Annotated in this window: 15 protein-coding genes; 11 read left to right on the forward strand and 4 right to left on the reverse strand. The window is 61.3% G+C overall.

Annotated features, from left to right (window positions below):
- Window positions 1-30: 30 nt before the first annotated feature.
- On the reverse strand, window positions 31-819 hold the full coding sequence (locus tag GZH91_RS07595) for an MlaE family ABC transporter permease (RefSeq protein ID WP_223264649.1): 789 nt from the start codon (window positions 817-819) through the stop codon (window positions 31-33).
- Between the two features lie 104 nt (window positions 820-923).
- Between GZH91_RS07595 and GZH91_RS07600 the strand changes: the two genes are divergently transcribed.
- The 9 genes from GZH91_RS07600 (at window position 924) to GZH91_RS07640 (ending at window position 11,674) form a co-directional block, all read left to right on the forward strand.
- Complete coding sequence (locus GZH91_RS07600; RefSeq protein ID WP_161984212.1) at window positions 924-1,475, forward strand: SH3 domain-containing protein; 552 nt, start codon at window positions 924-926, stop codon at window positions 1,473-1,475.
- Complete coding sequence (locus GZH91_RS07605) at window positions 1,472-2,377, forward strand: M48 family metalloprotease (protein WP_147075016.1); 906 nt, start codon at window positions 1,472-1,474, stop codon at window positions 2,375-2,377. Before GZH91_RS07600 ends, GZH91_RS07605 begins: the two co-directional genes overlap by 4 nt.
- A 9-nt stretch (window positions 2,378-2,386) precedes the next feature.
- Window positions 2,387-4,591, forward strand: coding sequence for a CHASE2 domain-containing protein (locus GZH91_RS07610; protein WP_147075015.1), 2,205 nt, complete (start codon window positions 2,387-2,389; stop codon window positions 4,589-4,591).
- A gap of 13 nt (window positions 4,592-4,604) precedes the next feature.
- Window positions 4,605-5,369, forward strand: coding sequence for a 3',5'-cyclic-nucleotide phosphodiesterase (locus GZH91_RS07615; RefSeq protein ID WP_147075014.1), 765 nt, complete (start codon window positions 4,605-4,607; stop codon window positions 5,367-5,369).
- A 58-nt stretch (window positions 5,370-5,427) separates the two neighbouring features.
- Complete coding sequence (locus tag GZH91_RS07620; RefSeq protein ID WP_147075013.1) at window positions 5,428-5,832, forward strand: hypothetical protein; 405 nt, start codon at window positions 5,428-5,430, stop codon at window positions 5,830-5,832.
- A gap of 92 nt (window positions 5,833-5,924) precedes the next feature.
- Window positions 5,925-7,019, forward strand: coding sequence for an efflux RND transporter periplasmic adaptor subunit (locus GZH91_RS07625; RefSeq protein ID WP_147075012.1), 1,095 nt, complete (start codon window positions 5,925-5,927; stop codon window positions 7,017-7,019).
- A 1-nt stretch (window position 7,020) separates the two neighbouring features.
- A complete protein-coding gene (locus GZH91_RS07630; protein WP_147075011.1) occupies window positions 7,021-10,101 on the forward strand; it encodes an efflux RND transporter permease subunit in 3,081 nt (1,026 codons plus the stop codon).
- Window positions 10,098-10,412 carry a DUF3240 family protein gene (locus tag GZH91_RS07635; RefSeq protein WP_147075010.1) on the forward strand — a complete coding sequence of 105 codons (315 nt, stop codon included), beginning with the start codon at window positions 10,098-10,100 and terminating at the stop codon, window positions 10,410-10,412. The genes GZH91_RS07630 and GZH91_RS07635 overlap by 4 nt, the downstream gene beginning before the upstream one ends.
- Complete coding sequence (locus tag GZH91_RS07640; RefSeq protein ID WP_147075009.1) at window positions 10,409-11,674, forward strand: TolC family protein; 1,266 nt, start codon at window positions 10,409-10,411, stop codon at window positions 11,672-11,674. Before GZH91_RS07635 ends, GZH91_RS07640 begins: the two co-directional genes overlap by 4 nt.
- Window positions 11,675-11,680: 6 nt before the next feature.
- Here the strand turns inward: GZH91_RS07640 and GZH91_RS07645 are convergent, their stop codons facing one another.
- The 3 genes from GZH91_RS07645 to GZH91_RS07655 form a co-directional block, all read right to left on the reverse strand.
- Window positions 11,681-11,842 carry a hypothetical protein gene (locus GZH91_RS07645; RefSeq protein ID WP_161984213.1) on the reverse strand — a complete coding sequence of 54 codons (162 nt, stop codon included), beginning with the start codon at window positions 11,840-11,842 and terminating at the stop codon, window positions 11,681-11,683.
- Between the two features lie 214 nt (window positions 11,843-12,056).
- Window positions 12,057-13,481 carry a Cu(+)/Ag(+) sensor histidine kinase gene (locus tag GZH91_RS07650; RefSeq protein ID WP_161984214.1) on the reverse strand — a complete coding sequence of 475 codons (1,425 nt, stop codon included), beginning with the start codon at window positions 13,479-13,481 and terminating at the stop codon, window positions 12,057-12,059.
- Window positions 13,482-13,489: 8 nt separating this feature from the next.
- Window positions 13,490-14,173 carry a heavy metal response regulator transcription factor gene (locus tag GZH91_RS07655; RefSeq protein WP_161984215.1) on the reverse strand — a complete coding sequence of 228 codons (684 nt, stop codon included), beginning with the start codon at window positions 14,171-14,173 and terminating at the stop codon, window positions 13,490-13,492.
- 274 nt (window positions 14,174-14,447) lie between these two features.
- Between GZH91_RS07655 and GZH91_RS07660 the strand changes: the two genes are divergently transcribed.
- Together GZH91_RS07660 and GZH91_RS07665 are read left to right on the forward strand one after the other, a co-directional pair.
- Complete coding sequence (locus GZH91_RS07660; RefSeq protein WP_161984327.1) at window positions 14,448-16,271, forward strand: copper resistance system multicopper oxidase; 1,824 nt, start codon at window positions 14,448-14,450, stop codon at window positions 16,269-16,271.
- Between the two features lie 33 nt (window positions 16,272-16,304).
- Entirely contained in the window at window positions 16,305-17,297 is a 993-nt protein-coding gene (locus GZH91_RS07665; protein ID WP_223264642.1) for a copper resistance protein B, read from the forward strand.
- Window positions 17,298-17,366 lie beyond the last annotated feature (69 nt).

Genomic DNA, 17,366 nt, shown 5'->3' on the forward strand with positions numbered 1-17,366 from the left:
TACGCCGTGCGGCCTCATCTGCGCACCAATCTATATGTATTTGAAAGCTAATGATGCAACCTCGATCAGAACAATGGCAAAAAACACCCGCATCATGCCCTTGAGTACGGCCACCGGCACCAGGAACAGCCGCCGGGGAATTTCCAGCCCGGTTTTCAGCGGGATCAATGTCACGCACAGCCCGAACAGGGTGGTTTTGAGCACCAGCCAAAACATCAGCGGAAACGCCAAAAGCTGGCCGATGGCGCGCGCGTAAGCCGGGAAATTCACCGGGTGCAGGCCATAAATCACGAAAAACGCCACCCCCAGTGCCGTCAGTCCCGACAGGCCTGTCAGCGCGAGTACCGAGAGCACCCCACCCACCACGCGCGGCATGAATTCATAACGGATGGGGTCGATGCGCGCGTGCTCGAATGCCGCCAGCTCGTTGTTGACGTGCATCAGCGCGATTTCGGTGTTGATCGCCGCCCCCGAGCGCAGGGCCACAAACAGCACCGATAAAAACGGCAGCAACTCCATCACCAGGAAACCCACAATCAGCCCCGGCACGTATTCCGACAAACCAAAATTGCGCGCCACCGTCACCATGATCCGGATAATCACCGCGCTGATGACCAGCGAATAGGCAATAAATATGGGCAGCGCCTGCACCGCCGTAAAATAAATCTGCTTGGTGATAATCCAGCGCGTGGCGCTGTCGTAAGTGCGCGGGTTGAGCACCACTACCAGCAAGCGCCAGCCAAAATTTGCCAGCGCAGTGGCCGAGCGCAGGCGTGTAATCACGGCATTGCCGATGGTTTCGATCCAGGTGACCAGCATGTTCATTGTCAAAAAAGCTTATCGGGCAGGACAAGTATGTGTTGCAAGGTTACCATGCGCAAGTACACTGGTATGAGGTTAGAATGGTCTACCAAAAGGAGATCATGAAGATGAAAATCAGACGGGCAAAATGGTTATTGCTGGTGAGTGTGCTATGCACCTCGCTGGCAGCCGCGGCATCGGGTGGCGTGCTGATCAAGGACGAAACCCTGTATGCCAAACCCGCAGCGCGCAGCGCGTCGGTTGGCAGGGTGGTGCGCGGCACCCCGGTAACGGTGGTGGCACGCCAGGGCGGCTGGCTGGAAGTGACAAGTGGCCGTACGCGCGGCTGGGTGCGCATGTTCTCGGTGCGCGGCAGCGTCGGTGGCGGCGGCAATACGGCGGCTGAACTGGCGGGTCTGGTGCAGGCGGGGCAGCGTCGGCCCGGTAATATTGTGGCCACGGCAGGTGTGCGCGGGCTCAACGAAGAAGACCTCAAGACTGCAAGATACAGCGAGCCTGGCATCCAGGATCTCGCGTCCTACTCGGTTTCTGCGGGAGCGGCGCGCCAGTTTGCCGGCAAAGCACGACTCAGTCGTCAAAACGTCGCCTATCTGCCCAACCCGGCCGGATCTGGCGATGAAAACCGTAACAATGCCTGGGAGGTGCCGCAATGAAGAAATCCATTTTGATCATTGCGCTGGGCGCGGTATTTGCAAGCAGTGGTGCGTATGCGCTCAATCTGCAGGATATGTTGAAAGATGAGCTGCTCAAACAGATTGAGCCCAGGCAAGCTGAACCCCAGCAAACAGCCCCGAGTGAAACGGGCAACGCCCACGGCGCGCAGGACAATCCGGCCGCCACCGTTCTGGGTGCGTTCGCCAAGACCTCGACCGAAGACGAAATCCGCATCGGGCGCCAGATTGCCGGTGATCTGCTGGGTGCGGCGCCGCTTGTGCCCGATGCCAGCCTGCAGCGCTATGTCAACCAGGTGGGGCGCTGGGTCGCGTTGCAGAGCGATCGTCCGGATCTGCCCTGGCATTTTGGCGTGATTGACACTACCGACATCAATGCGTTCGCCGCCCCCGGGGGCTACGTGTTTGTCACCCGGGGTTTGTATCAGAAGCTCAATAGCGAGGCTGAACTGGCCGGTGTGCTCGCGCATGAAATCAGCCATGTGGTGCACAAGGATCATCTCAAAATCCTGCAACAAACCAGGCTGCTCAACCTCGGTGCGCAATACCTTGGCAAACAGGCAAAGGGCCAGGATGCGGTACAGAAACTGATTGGTAGCGGTGCCGAAATCGTGGCGCGCGGACTCGACAAGAATGCCGAGTTTGCCGCTGATCGCATGGGTGTGGTGCTTGCCGCACGCGCTGGTTACGATCCCTACGGCCTGCCCGCCGTGCTCGAAGAAATCGGTCACACTGCGCCGAACGACAGCCGCGTCGCGCTGTTGTTCAAGACACATCCGGCGCCGGCGGAACGCCTGTCCATGCTGGGGGAGGCGATTGGCACCCACTTTGACAGCCTCGCCCCGGGGAAGGAGCTCAAAGATCGGTTCTACCGGATTCGTTAATCATCCGGGATGCAGCTCGCCAAGCTCAGGCGCACGTTACCGCGCACCATTGTTAGCCTGCTGATTACCCTGCTGCTGGTGCTGGCCAGCCAGGGCAGCGTGCGGCTCGGTTTGCTGGAGCGCCTCGAAGCGTGGGCCTACGACGCGCGTCTCCTGCTCACCATGCCGCACACGGTTGACCCGCGTGTGGTGATTGTGAACATAGACGAAAAGAGCCTGAAGGAGGTCGGGCGCTGGCCATGGGGACGCGACAAGCTGGCTGAGCTGGTGCAGCGTCTGTTTGACCACTACAGCGTTGCCGCGGTGGGGTTCGACGTGGTGTTTGCCGAGCCCGATACCAGTTCCGGTCTGCCCGTGCTGGAAAAACTCGCCGCCACCCGGCTCAAGGGTAATCCGGATTTTGCAACAGCCCTTAAGAGTGCGCGGCCGTTGCTGGATTTCGATGGCCAGTTTGCCGAGTCCCTGCGCACGGGGCCGGTGGTGCTGGGCTACTATTTCACGCCTTATCCCGGGACTTCGGGCGTGCTGCCGGAACCGGTATTTGCGTCTAGGGCGATGGCGGGGCAGGACGCAGACTTCATCAGCAATCGAGGTTATGGCGCCAACCTGCCAGCCTTGCAGGCAAACGCAGCGAGCGGCGGGTTTTTCAACATGCTGGCGGATTTCGACGGCGTGACCCGGCGCATGTCCCTGTTGCAGAAATACCAGGGCGCGGATTACGAAGCGCTGTCGCTCGCCACGCTGCGCACTGCATTTGGCGCGGCGCTGGGCTATCGGCGCGTAGCCGACGCGGGCCCGCATTACACCCATCTGGAGCTGGTCGCCGACGGCCTGCGCGTGCCCGTGGACAGCCAGGCTGCGGCGTATGTGCCGTATCGCGCTTATCCTGGCTACCGCTATTATTCCGCTGCCGACATACTGGCGCAGCGCATCCCGGCTGCCGAGCTGGAAAATGCCATCGTGCTGGTGGGCACCACCGCTCCCGGCCTGCTCGATCTGCGTGTTACCCCGGTGGCGCGCAGCTACCCCGGCGTGGAAATCCACGCCAACCTGATTTCCGGCATCCTCGACGACACCATCCGCTATATCCCGGCCTACGCGCACGACCTGACCCTGGCGGTGCTGGGCGTACTTGGCGTGCTGCTGGCGCTGATACTGCCGCGCCTGACCCCGGTGCGCGGTGCGGCGTTGTCGCTGGCACTGGTTGCCCTTGTGGTGGCAGGCAATTACTGGGCGTGGCAGCACAAGCTGGTATTTCCGCTGGCCACGCCGCTGCTGCTGATACTGGGCCTGATGCTGCTCAACATGGCCTGGGGCTTTTTTGCCGAAACACGCGCCAAGCGCCAGATCACCGGTCTGTTCGGACAATACGTGCCGCCCGAGCTGGTGGACGAGATGAGCCAGGATCCGTCGCGCTTCAACATGCGTTCCGAGAGCAAGGAGCTTTCCATTCTGTTCTCTGATGTGCGCGGCTTCACCACCCTTTCCGAGAGCCTTACCCCGCAGCAGCTATCCGACCTGCTCAATGAATTTTTGAGCGCCATGACCCAGGTGATACACCACCGTCAGGGCACCATCGACAAATACATGGGCGACTGTATCATGGCGTTCTGGGGAGCGCCCATGGACAATCCCAACCACGCTCGTGACGCGGTGCTGGCCGGGATGGAAATGCAGGTCGCGCTCACCGGGCTTAACAAAACCTTCGTCGCCAAGGGCTGGCCGGAGCTGCATGTGGGCGTCGGTATCAATACCGGCCGGGTCAGCGTGGGCAACATGGGCTCCCGGTTCCGCATGGCTTACACGGTGATGGGCGACGCGGTAAACCTCGCTTCGCGCCTGGAAGGCATCACCAAGTTTTATGCGGCGCCGGTGGCGGTGGGCGAGGGTACGCGCGCTGCGCTGCCGGACATGGTATTCATCGAGCTTGATTTGGTACGCGTCAAAGGTAAAGAGCAGCCCGTCGCCATCTTCCAGCCGCTGGGGCTGCAAGGCGAGGTGGACGCCGCCACGCTTGCCGCAGCACAGCGCTTCGCCGGCGCGCTGGCCGCGTACCGCGCCCAGCGCTGGGACGAGGCCGAGGTCCTGTTGAATGCGCTGCACAGCGAGAACCCTTCGAAGCTCTACGCGCTTTATCTCGAACGCCTCGCTCACCTGCGCGACAATCCGCCCGGCGCGGATTGGGACGGCGTGTGGATCTACGAATCGAAATGAAAGACAGGATACGTTGAAAGTCACCATCCTCGGTTGCAGCGGCGGCATCGGCGGCGGCAGGCACACCACCGCGCTGCTGGTGGACGACGACATTCTGATCGACGCCGGCAGTGGCGCGACTAAGCTTTCATTGGAACAGCTCGCCGCGATTGATCATGTATTCATCACCCATACTCATCTTGACCACATTCTGGCATTGCCGCTGATGCTCGACTCGGTGGGGGCGATGCGCGACCGCCCGGTGACGGTGTACGCCATTGATAGCGTGATCGAAATCCTGCGCCAGGATATCTTCAACTGGCGCATCTGGCCGGATTTCACCGAGGTGCCGGAGGAACGGCCCTACTTGCGCTACCAGGCGATCGAAGTCTATGAGCCAATTCGATTAGGCAAGCGCAGCATCACCGCGCTGCCTGCCAGCCATACCGTTCCGGCGGTCGGCTACCAGCTCGACAGCGGCGCGGCCAGCCTGGTGTTCAGCGGTGACACGGGCCCCAACCCGGCGCTATGGGATTGGCTCAACCATATCGAAAACCTGCGTGTTGTGATTGTCGAAACAGCCTTTCCGCAGGACGAGCACGGCATTGCGGAGGCATCCAAACATCTTTCCCCCAAGTTGCTGGCAGTTGAACTGGCGCAACTCAAGCGGTCTGCGGAAGTCTATATCACCCATCTCAAACCCGGGCGCGAACAGACCATCATGGAAGAAATCGCCCAGCACGCCAGCAATGACCATCAGCCCCGCGTGCTTGAAGAAGGACGCGTCTTCTGGCTGTAATCCAATGCGGGTAAATTGTTTCTTGTGGTTGTCAAGCAGGTGTTTTACCATTTAGACCATGTCTCGTTCGTGGAATAATTTCATACTGGTATTGCTGCTCGCGCTGCTGCAAGGCATTGCGCCGCTGCTGCACGCCCACGTACTCGAGTTTTCCATGCCTCACAAGATACACATCGATGGGCTGGAATTGGACTTGCCGCATAGTCAGCCTGACGCAGGTGTACATCAGCTCAAGTTGCATGTAGATGATTCGACTGCCATTGGCATGGAGAGCACTGGCAAGAACGATCGGGAAGAGAGGGTCGTTAATGCACCCATATTGGGGACTGTTGCAGCGGTCCTCACTTTGCCACGGGCCACCGCACCTCCATTACCTGCGTTCCTGACAGCAAGTACGTCCCCACCCTCCGGTTTTTATTTTCTCCCTCCCGCCCACGCGCCGCCCGGCGCAAATCCCCGCTGACCTGATTCAGGGCGTTTTCGCTCTGCATGCTTGTATTCACGATTGATTTGACGCGCCTGTGCGTGTCGTATTGCCTCATCCAAGGATAAAACATGAAACTCCAATATTGGGCGGCCACCCTGTGCCTGGCGTCCGCGCTGACGGCGCACGCTACGAACGATATCGTTATGAGTGCGGTGCAACTACAAACCCTGGGTATCAAAACAGTGCCTGTCAGCATCGCAGCCAACACACGGGGCGTACCTTATCCGGCCACGGTAAGCGTACCTGCCGGACAGATGCGGGTGGTGGCCGCGCCCATGATGGGACTGGTCAGCAGCGTACTGGTTGCCAGCAACGACACCGTCAAGGCCGGTCAGCCTCTGGTACGACTCGCCAGCCCCGGTCTTGCCGAAGCGCAGCGCAATCTGGTGCGGGCTGCCGTCCAGGCACAGCTGGCCCGGCAAAATATGAATCGCGACGACCAGTTGCTGGCCGACGGCATTATTTCTGCTGCGCGCCATCAGGCGACCCGTGCGGCTTATCTGGGCGCCAACGCCATGTTGGTCGAACAGCGTCAGTCCCTGCGTATGCTGGGTGTGCCGGACAGTTTGGTTCGGCAGATGGAAGCCGGACGCGCAATATCTGCTGAAATAACTTTGCCGGCGCCGATTTCCGGTGTGGTTCTGGAGGTGACCGCTACCCCTGGTCAGCGTGTCGACTCCGCCACAGCGCTGTTCAAGGTGGCGAAACTCGACCCGCTCTGGCTGGAGATCAGCGTCCCCGCCAAGGATGCCGCCGCCATTCAGCCAGGTGAGGTGGTCACGCTCAGCGGCAGAAATGTCAGGGGCCGAGTGCTGTCGGTGGCACGCGCTGCGTCCATGAGCCAGACCGTGAGCGTGCGCGCCGAAGTGCGCGGTGATCTAAATGGACTGATGGCGGGCCAGATGGTAGAGGCGCGCGTTGCGCAGGCCACAGCGAGCGGCTGGCAAGTTCCGGCAGCAGCGGTAGCACTGCAGCAGGGTAAATCCTTTGTGTTCGTGCGGCGTATCCGGGGCTTCACCCCGGTACCGGTCAAACTGCTGGGACAAAGCGGCGATACAGCACGAGTGGAGGGCGCACTAAAGAGCGGTGAACAAGTCGCGGTGCAGGGTATCGCGCAGATTAAAGCTGTGTGGATGGGACTAGGCGGGGAAGGCGGAGAATGAGATGCTAAACAGACTCGTCGAATTTTCGCTTACCCAGCGCCTGCTGGTCGCGGTGCTCACGCTGCTGTTGATCGGTGCGGGTGCCATGGCGTTCAAGGACCTGCCGATCGACGCCTTTCCCGATGTCTCCACGACCCAGGTGAAGTTGATCATGAAAGCACCCGGGATGACGCCGGAGGAGGTGGAGGCGCGGATTGTCGCGCCCATCGAAACGGAAATGCTGGGCATTCCCAAACAGCACATGTTGCGTTCCATTTCCAAGTACGCGCTGGCGGATATAACCATTGATTTCGAGGATGGCACCGACATTTACTGGGCGCGCCAACAGGTGGCGGAGCGCCTTGGCAACGCCCAGGTCAGTCTGCCAGCCGGGACTTCGGGCGGTCTGGCGCCGATCACTACGCCGCTGGGCGAGATGTACATGTTCACTGTGGAAGGCGGCAAGCTCTCGCTCGCCGCGCGTCGCTCGTTACTCGATTGGGTGATACGCCCGCAGTTGCGTACCCTGCCCGGCGTGGCCGACGTCAATACGCTGGGCGGTCTGGTGCGCACTTTCGAGGTGGCGCCGGACAACGTCCAGCTCGCCGCGCGCGGCGTGCGTCTGTCCGATCTGCAGCAGGCGCTGGAAATGAACAACCGCAACGACGGCGCAGGGCGCCTGAGGTCCGGGGAGGAAGTGCTGGTGGTGCGGGTGGAAGGTGCCATCAAGACTCTGGATGATGTGCGCAACATTGTTGTCACAAACCGCGACGGTATCCCGGTGCGCGTGGGCGATGTCGCCAATGTGCGTATCGGCAGCCTGACGCGTTATGGTGCCGTGACCAAGGACGGCAAGGATGAAGCGGCGGAAGGCCTGGTGCTGGGACTGCGCGGCGCCAACGCACGCCAGGTCGTGCAGGGGGTGCGCGCCAAGCTGGCCGAGATCGAAAAAACCCTGCCAGCCGGCGTCAAAATCCGGGTGTTTTACGACCGCGGCAGCCTGGTGGAACGCGCCATCTCCACGGTTTCCGATGCGCTCACCGAAGCCATCGTGCTGGTGGTGATCCTGCTGGTGCTGTTCCTGGGTAACCTCAGGGCCGCCGTTGTGGTGGCCATGGTGCTGCCACTGTCGGCGCTGGCCACTTTTATTCTCATGCGGCAGTTCGGCATGTCGGCCAACCTGATGAGCCTGGGTGGGCTGGCCATCGCCATCGGCATGTTGGTGGACGCCGCCGTGGTGGTGGTGGAAAACATCGTCACCCATCTGGCGCATGACAACAGTGCGACCAGGCTGCCCAAGCTGCACGTGATCTATCGCGCGGTGCGCGAAGTGGTGACGCCGGTAGCTTCGGGTATTTTCATCATCATCATCGTATTTTTCCCTTTACTCACCCTGCAGGGCCTGGAAGGCAAGCTGTTTGTGCCGGTGGCACTGACCATCGTGTTTGCCCTGTCCGCCTCGCTGTTGCTGTCGCTCACCGTGATCCCGGTGCTGGCGTCCTGGCTGCTCAGGCAGGGTGCCCACAAGGATCCCTGGCTGGTGCGTAAAGCCATGGCGTTGTACCGGCCGAGTCTGGACTGGTCGCTGGCCCATGCCAAAATCGTCATTGGCGTGGCGCTTGTCGCACTGCTGGCTACGGCCGGGGTATACACGCTGATCGGCAAGACCTTCATGCCGGTGATGGACGAGGGCGACCTCATTCTGCAGTTGCAAAAACTGCCTTCCATCAGCCTGGAACAGACGGTGGACACCGATCTGCGCGTGGAACGGGCGATTATGGCGCATGTCCCGGAAGTGAAAGGAATCGTTGCGCGCTCCGGTTCGGACGAACTGGGTCTTGATCCGATGGGGCTTAACGAGACCGACACCTTTCTGGTGCTGAAACCGCGCGATCAATGGCGCAAACCGGACAAGGAGTGGCTTACCGACCAACTGCGCCAAGTCATGCAGGATTTTCCCGGCATCAACATCGCTTTCACCCAGCCGATTGAAATGCGCGTGTCGGAAATGCTTACCGGTGTGCGCGGCGACCTGGCGGTGAAGATTTTCGGTTCCGATCTGGCCACTCTAAACCGCCTGGCGGGCGAGGTGGCCGGTGTGCTGAAAACCATTCCTGGCGCCCAGGACGTGATGACGACGAAGAATGAAGGCGTGCAATTCCTGCAAATCGGGGTGGATCGTCTGGCTGCCGGGCGTTTCGGCCTCAATGCCGATGACGTGCAGAACGACCTGCGCATCCAGCTTGAAGGCAGGGCGCTGGGCGTGGTGCTGGAGGGTGTGCGACGCACGCCGCTGGTGTTGCGCGGTGCGGAGGATGTGCGCGCCTCGCCGGCACTGTTCGAGGCGCTGCGGTTGACCTTGCCGGATGGTCGCAGCATCCCCCTGAGCGAGGTGGCGCACCTTCGCCACACCGATGGGCCGGTCAAGGTGGAGCGGGAAAATGCCGCCCGCTACGTGGTGGTGCAGACCAATGTGCGCGGCCGCGACCTGGTGGGTTTTGTAGACGAAGCCAAACAGGCGGTGGCCGCCAAGGTCAGGCTGCCCGGCGGCTACACCACGGTGTGGGGCGGCCAGTTCGAGAATCAGCAGCGCGCTGCCAGGCGGCTGGGTATCGTCGTGCCGGTGGCGCTGGGGATGATTTTCCTGCTGCTGTTCGCCACCTTCCGTTCGGTGCGGCAGGCGCTGCTAGTGCTGACCAACGTGCCGTTCGCGTTGATCGGCGGGGTGTTCGCGCTGTGGCTTTCCGGGCAATACCTATCGGTACCGGCGTCGGTGGGCTTCATCGCGCTGCTGGGTATCGCGGTGTTGAACGGCGTGGTGCTGGTGACCTATTTCAACCAGTTGCTCAGTGAGGGCATGGCGCTCAATCAAGTGGTGGTGGAGGGCGCACGGCGCCGTCTGCGCCCGGTGCTGATGACTGCCATGATCGCCGCCTTCGGCCTGGTGCCCCTGTTGTTCGCCAGCGGGCCCGGGTCGGAAATCCAGAAGCCGCTTGCCATCGTGGTAATCGGCGGCCTGGTTACTTCCACGCTGCTCACCCTGGTGCTGCTGCCCATCCTTTATCGGCGCTTTGGCGTTGCGCGCACGGAGACACTCATATGAGCGATATTAACCATACGCAACTCACCCTGATCCTGCCCATGGCGCTGGAAGAAGCGGTGCTCGATACCCTGCTGGAGCACCCCGAATGGGTAAGCGGTTTTACCAGCATGGAAGTCAGCGGTCATGGCCAGTCCCAGACCTGTGACACGGCGGCTGAAAAAGTGCGCGGCCGCGCCCGGCGTGTCCGCATTGATACGGTGATGCAGCATGCCGACGCTGTGCAGCTGCTGGCGCTGTTGAAATCCATCTGGCCGCATCCGGAAGTGGCTTACTGGATGACGGATGTGCAAGAATTCGGGAGATTTGTATGAAACGTTGTTTACTGGTCGTGCTGATTGTGGTGCTACCCCTTCCCGCCGTGGCGCAAACCTATCAGAATTACCCCGATCTGCCGCCAATGTCCGAGGTGAAAAAAGCGCTGGAAAATACCCCCATGGTGCGCGCCGCTCGCACCAGAATTGGCGTAGCGTCAGCCGACCGTGATCGCTTGCGTGCCGGCAGCTACGAAACCAGCGTGCGCGTCGATACCATGCAACGTCGGGTGAATGTTTTCTCAGGACAGTTTTTCGAATGGAGCGTGGGGCTCGAACGTAGCCTGCGCCTGCCCGTGAAATCCCGCATTGATGGCGAATTGGGCGATCAAGGCATACAGCAGGCGCGCGTGGTTTACGGTGATGCGTTGCATGAATCAGGGCGCATGTTGCTCAAGTCCTGGTTTGTCTGGCTACGTGAATTCAACCAGGAAAAACAGTGGCATACCCAGGTCGGGCTGTTGCGCGAGCAGCTCGCCGTGGTGGAAAAACGCATCAAGGCGGGAGACGCTGCCCGGCTGGAACAACTGCAGGCCCAGGCGGCGCTGTCCCAGGCCGAGGCGCAGCTTGCCCAGGCACATCTGCGCGCCAGCATTGCTGCGAATGAGTTAACTCAGCGCTACCCCACGATTGCGCTGCCTGCGGTGCCGATGCTGCCGGAACCGGTGCCGGTTAGCCAGGGTCTTGGTTACTGGCAGCAACTCGTGCTGGCGGACAATCATGAGCTGTCCCTGGCGCGAGGCGAGACACAACGTAGCCGCCTGCTGCTGGCGCGCAGTGAGGCCGACCGATTGCCGGATCCTGCCGTCGGCCTGCGTTACGGTTCGGAACGCGGCGGGGAAGAGCGGCTGATCGGCGTGAATGTGATGATTCCGCTGCCCGGTGCAGGGCGTGCTGCAAGCCAGGCGAGCGCACTGGCGAGCAGCGAAGTGGCGGCGCAGCGTGAAGCCGGCGTGCTGACCAAAGTCAAGACAGAAACCGCGAGTAGCTGGATTACTGCGCAGTCGGCGTATCAGGCATGGCAGGCGGCAGAGCAAGCGGCAACCGCCATGCGCAGTAACGCTGATCTGCTTGCCCGTGCCTACCGCCTGGGCGAGAGTGGCCTATCCGACGTGCTTACCGCCCGCCGCCAGATGCAGGAGGCCCAGCTCGCTGCCGTCAGCGCCCGTCTGGACGCAGCCGAAGCCCGCTACCGGCTGCTGCTGGATACACACACATTGTGGCCGATAGATACGGATGGTCCCGCGCCGCTTCAGCACTGACGGAGATTACTCAGCCGGCAGGCTTTTCAGTTGATAGAGCGCCTCCAGCGCTGCCTTCGGACTGAGGCTGTCCGGTTCAATCGTGGCCAGATGTTCCAGTACGGGGTGAGGCGTGGCTTCCTGGCCAGGCGCGCTGAATAAATCCGCTTGCAGGTCTGCGCGTGGCACCTTGCTCCAGCGTGAGGTCTGCTGTCAATCATGGAGAGTCCAACGAGTTGGCAGCGAGTGGTTTTTGCATAGTATCGCTGTGTAAACGCTGCCGGTGACAGGTAGTCCAGCATTCGAATCGCCCCTTGCGGCTGTGACGAAACGTCGGACTCCACGAAACTCAGCTTGCCTCAGACGTGATCGTGGGTTTAATCAAAGAGGTTCTGAGTGCGCTTTATCCCCTTGGAACCGTCGATGGTGTTGCCGTATTGGGCAATGTGATCTGAAACTGCGTCCTGCCGTTAGTGGAAATTGCCGTGACGGTCCCGCCATGCGCATCGACGATGGCTTTGACGATGGCAAGCCCCAGTCCGGCGCCATCGCCTTGACGGTAGCGCGAAGAATCGACGCGGTAAAAACGATCAAACAATCGCGGGAGGTGTTGCGGCGGAATCTCTTTTCCGGGATTGTCAACAACGACACGGGTTCCGTCTGTGCATGTCTCCAACCTCACTTGCACCGCTTGATCGGAGGGTGTGTGACGGATGGCGTTCGAAAGAAGGTTACTCAATGCCCGGCGCAACATCAGCCGATCGCCTGGTACATTAGCTGGCGCACCTTTCAGCGCGAGTGCGACGCCGCGCTCTTCTGCCCATGCCTCAAAGTAGTCGAAGAGCGTCCGTACCTCCGCAGCCAGGTCTACATTGGCCAGGCTTGGCTTCAACAGACCGTTGTCGGCCTGGGCCAGAAACAGCATGTCGCCGATCATCTGGGCCATGCGTTCATATTCTTCGAGGTTAGAGTAGAGAATCTCGCGGTATTCGTCGATGCTCCGCGCGCTGGAAAGGGCGACCTGCGTTTGCGTCATCAGGTTGGTCACCGGCGTGCGCAGTTCGTGTGCGATATCGGCGGAAAAATTCGAGAGCCGGTGAAACGCATCCTCCAGCCGGCCGAGCATGTTGTTGAATGACGTAGCAAGCTCGGTGAGTTCGATCGGCACCGTCTCGGGGGACAGACGAACGTGTAGTTGGTCTGAAGTTATTCTTTGGACTTGGGCGGTGATCCGGCGCAGCGGCGCGTGACCGTGATGCACGGCGAGCCAAACCGCGACGATCGTGAGCGCTATGGCGCCCAGTGCCATGATCCACAATGTGCGGCGAAAGTCCGTCAGGTAGTGCAGGTGAAAATCGATCGCCGTGGCAAGCACCACGAGGAATGGCTGCTTTGCCGAACTCGCGTTCGGCCCCATGCGCAAGATGATTCCGCGTAAGGTTCGTGGCGGGTCTTGCCAGACGCGCAATGCGTCGGTCTCGATGCGTGGCGCCGGCGGAATTGACCGGGCGATCGCCGTCAGGTCGGGGCCAGGGCTGGAAAACAGTGTTTGACCATCGGCACCGGCGACGTAAAGGAACATTCCATGATGTCCTGCCAGCGAGGCGGCGAGGCTGCGTTGTAACACCTCGATATCACCGTCGGATGATGCGGCGGCAAGCGACTGCTGTACCGCCTGCGCAAGAGCCCTGAGTTCTCCGGCGTCCTGTTCGGCGAAGTGATTCTCGACCGAACGCCCGATAACCCAACCGAAGGCGAGCAGCACCAGCGTGATCGCTATACCGATGAATCCCGTCAGACGCAGCGCGAGCGAGGCGGGCCGGCGCATTTTGCGGCTCAGGACGCGTCCGGCACATCCAGCATGTAGCCCATGCCGCGTACCGTGTGGATGAGTTTGGGCTCGAACTCTTTGTCGATCTTCGCCCGCAGGCGACGGATGGCCACGTCGATAATGTTGGTGTCGCTGTCGAAGTTCATGTCCCATACCTGGGAGGCGATGAGCGTGCGCGGTAGCACCTCGCCCTGACGGCGCACCAGGAGTTCAAGCAGGGCGAACTCCTTGGTGGTCAGGTGGATACGCCTGCCAGCGCGCATCACGCAGTGGCGCACTACGTCAAACTCGAGATCCGCCACCTGGAGCTGATCCATCGATGCGGGAGTGTTACCCCGGCGCAGCAGGGTGCGTACCCGTGCCAGCAACTCCGCGAACGCAAAGGGTTTGACGAGGTAATCGTCTGCGCCGAGTTCCAGCCCCTTGACGCGATCATCCACGCTGTCGCGTGCGGTCAAAAACAGAACGGGCATACGCTTGCCGGCCTCGCGCAGCGACTTCACGATGCGCCAGCCATCGACGTCCGGCAGCATGACGTCCAGAACGATCAAATCGTAGGGCTCGGTCATGACGAGGTGGTGGCCATCCAGCCCGTTGCGTGCCAGATCGACCACGAAGCCAGCTTCCGTCAGCCCTTGCCGCAGATATTCACCCGTTTTGGTTTCGTCTTCGACGACGAGAAGTTTCATGTGCAATCCCTACCCGTTCTGGCCTGGAGCCGGTGCCAGGCGCGGCTCCTGATTGGATACCGAATATGCCGCATGGGGTTATTGCTGATCAGGATACTCGCGGGAGTCTGTCAAGAAAGTGACGATTTGATTATAAAATCGTAATGGATCGGTCATGCTTGGGACGGTAGCACGCTGATATTATTTGCCCCTGTACTAATAAGTTCAACGGCCATGGGCATTGCAGGCAGCCCAGGCCAAACGCGATTTTTTGCTTGGAGGACATGCCAAGATGATGAAGCCTCATTCCCGATCCCGTTTGATTTTGCCGGACTTGCCGCGTCGACAATTCCTTCAGGGGCTTGCCGCAGGGGGGGTCATGCTGGGCCTGGGTCCATTGATCACTCCCGCCTGGGCACGAGAGGCCGATGGGACGGCCATCGGAACGGCCAAGGTGCTCACCGGCACCGAATTTGACCTCACGATTGCGGAAACGCCGATCAATTTCACCGGCACGCCGCGCATGGCTACCTCCATCAACGGCTCCATTCCGGCGCCCACCTTGCGCTGGCGCGAGGGCGATACGGTGACCCTGCGGGTCACCAACCGGCTTGCCGAGGACACCTCCATTCACTGGCACGGCATTCTCCTGCCGTTCCAGATGGACGGCGTGCCTGGCATCAGCTTCAAAGGCATCCCGCCCGGGGAAACCTTTACCTACCGTTTCAAGGTCGTGCAGACCGGCACCTACTGGTACCACTCCCATTCCGGCATGCAGGAACAGACCGGCATGTACGGCGCCATCATCATTGACCCGGCCGACGCCGACCCGATCCGCGCCGATCGCGACTACGTGGTGCAGTTGTCCGACTGGACCGACGAAGACCCGGTGCGGGTATTCGATAAGCTCAAGATGCAAAGCGACTACTACAATTTCAACCAGCCCACGGCGGTCGATTTTTTTCGCGACGTCGCCAACGAGGGTTTCAGTGCCGCTATCAGCAAGCGGAAGATGTGGAACCAGATGCGCATGAACCCGACCGATCTGGCCGACATCTCCGCTTACACGTACACCTACCTGATGAACGGCACTACGCCGGCCGGCAACTGGACCGGGCTGTTCCGCCCGGGCGAGAAAGTACGACTGCGCTTCATCAACGGGGCCGCGATGACGTTTTTCGATGTGCGCATCCCGGGGCTCAAGATGACGGTGATCCAGGCCGACGGCCAGAACATCGAGCCGGTCACGGTGGACGAAATCCGCATCGGCGTCGCCGAGACGTATGACGTGCTGGTCACGCCCGGGGACGAGGCCTACACGATCTTCGCCCAGTCGATGGATCGCACCGGCTTCTCTCGCGGCACCCTGGCGCCGCGCGCCGGCATGACGGCGGCGGTTCCCGCGCCGGATAAACCCGAACCGCTCACCATGGGGGATATGATGGGCGATATGGGCGGCGGGGCGGCTATGGATCACGCCGGGATGGAGAGTATGGACCATGGCAGCATGGCCGGTATGGCCGGCATGAATCATGGTGGCATGGCCATGGATCATGGTGCGCACGCCATGGGTGGCGGCATGGCGATGGGCGGACCGGTACGCGTGCGCCACGCGAAAAGCGAATACGGCCCGAGCACCGATATGCGCGTCGATACGCCGCGCACCAACCTGGACGACCCGGGTATCGGCCTGCGCAACAATGGCCGCCGCGTGTTGACCTACGCCGATCTGCACACCATCGGCGGGCCGATCGACCCGCGGGGACCCGAGCGGGAGATCGAGTTGCATCTCACCGGCAACATGGAGCGCTATACCTGGTCGCTCGACGGCCTCGAGTTCGGCAAGTCCACGCCCGTGCATTTCCGCTACGGCGAGCGGCTGCGCGTGATCCTGGTCAATGACACGATGATGACCCATCCCATGCACATGCACGGCATGTGGAGCGAGCTGGAAAGCCCGGACGGGCGCTTCCAGGTGCGCAAGCACGTCATCAACGTGCAGCCGGCGCAGCGCGTTACCTCCCTCGTCACCGCCGACGCCTTGGGCCGTTGGGCGTGGCATTGCCACCTGTTCTTGCACATGCATGCGGGCATGTTCCGCGAAATAGTCGTGGCCTGAATGCGGTGCTATCGAACAACGGAGAAAGCAAGAATGATGAACAACCGAGTGAACAAGATTGCCGCCGCAGTGTTGGCGCTAAGCGTCTCTTCCGTCTGGGCGGAAGAGGCAACGTCCCCGGCAAAGACATCTGGGGAGCAGGAGGCAATGCCGGGCATGGATCATGGCGCGATGGATCACGGTTCCATGCCGGGAATGAAGCAAGGCAGCAGATCCGGTACGACACAGGGTTCGGGAAAAGCCGGTGACATGAGCAACATGAATCACGGCGATGGCGGCATGGACTCCGGGTCCATGTCCATGCAGGGCGGCTCCGCCCCGCCCGACGCCCGCGACCCGCAGGCCTATTCGGGGGGCTACGACTTCGGCCCGATTCCGCGGCCACGGATGGGGGACGTGGATAAATTTGGCTCGCTTCTGATCGATCGGCTCGAAAGCGTGCGCACGCGCGACAACTCGTCCACTGTGTATGACCTGCAGGCCCGGTTCGGCCGGGACTACGACCGCGCGGTGCTCAAGGCCGAGGGCGATGTGGCCAGCGGCAAGCTGCAGGATGCCCGCACCGAATTGCTTTGGGGGCACGCGGTGGCCACGTTCTGGGACACGCAACTCGGCGTGCGCTACGACAGCGGCGTGGGGCCGGGACGCGGCTGGCTGGCCTTCGGCATCCAGGGGCTGGCACCCTACTGGTTCAATGTGGACGCCACCGCCTATGCGGGGGAGCAGGGGCGGAGCGCGTTCCGGTTCGCGGCGGAATACGAACTGCTGCTGACGCAGAAGCTCATCCTGCAGCCGCGCGTCGAGGCGAATTTCTACGGCAAGCGCGACGCCGCGCACGCGCTCGGCAGCGGCTTGTCCGATCTTGCCGCGGGTGTGCGCCTGCGCTATGAGATTCGGCGCGAGTTTGCCCCCTACATCGGCGTCGAACGGGCTGCCAAGTTCGGGGGGACGGCGGATTATGCGCGGGCCGCCGGTGAAGACACCAAAGTAACGCGATTCGTCGCCGGGGTGCGTTTCTGGTACTGAGCCTTCGGCGCTTCTCCGTACGTTTTGGGAGATGCGGGCTCAGTTTCAAGCAGGTTTTTCAACCCAACA

It is taken from the genome of Sulfuriferula plumbiphila, assembly GCF_009938015.1.
GTDB lineage: Bacteria > Pseudomonadota > Gammaproteobacteria > Burkholderiales > Sulfuriferulaceae > Sulfuriferula > Sulfuriferula plumbiphila.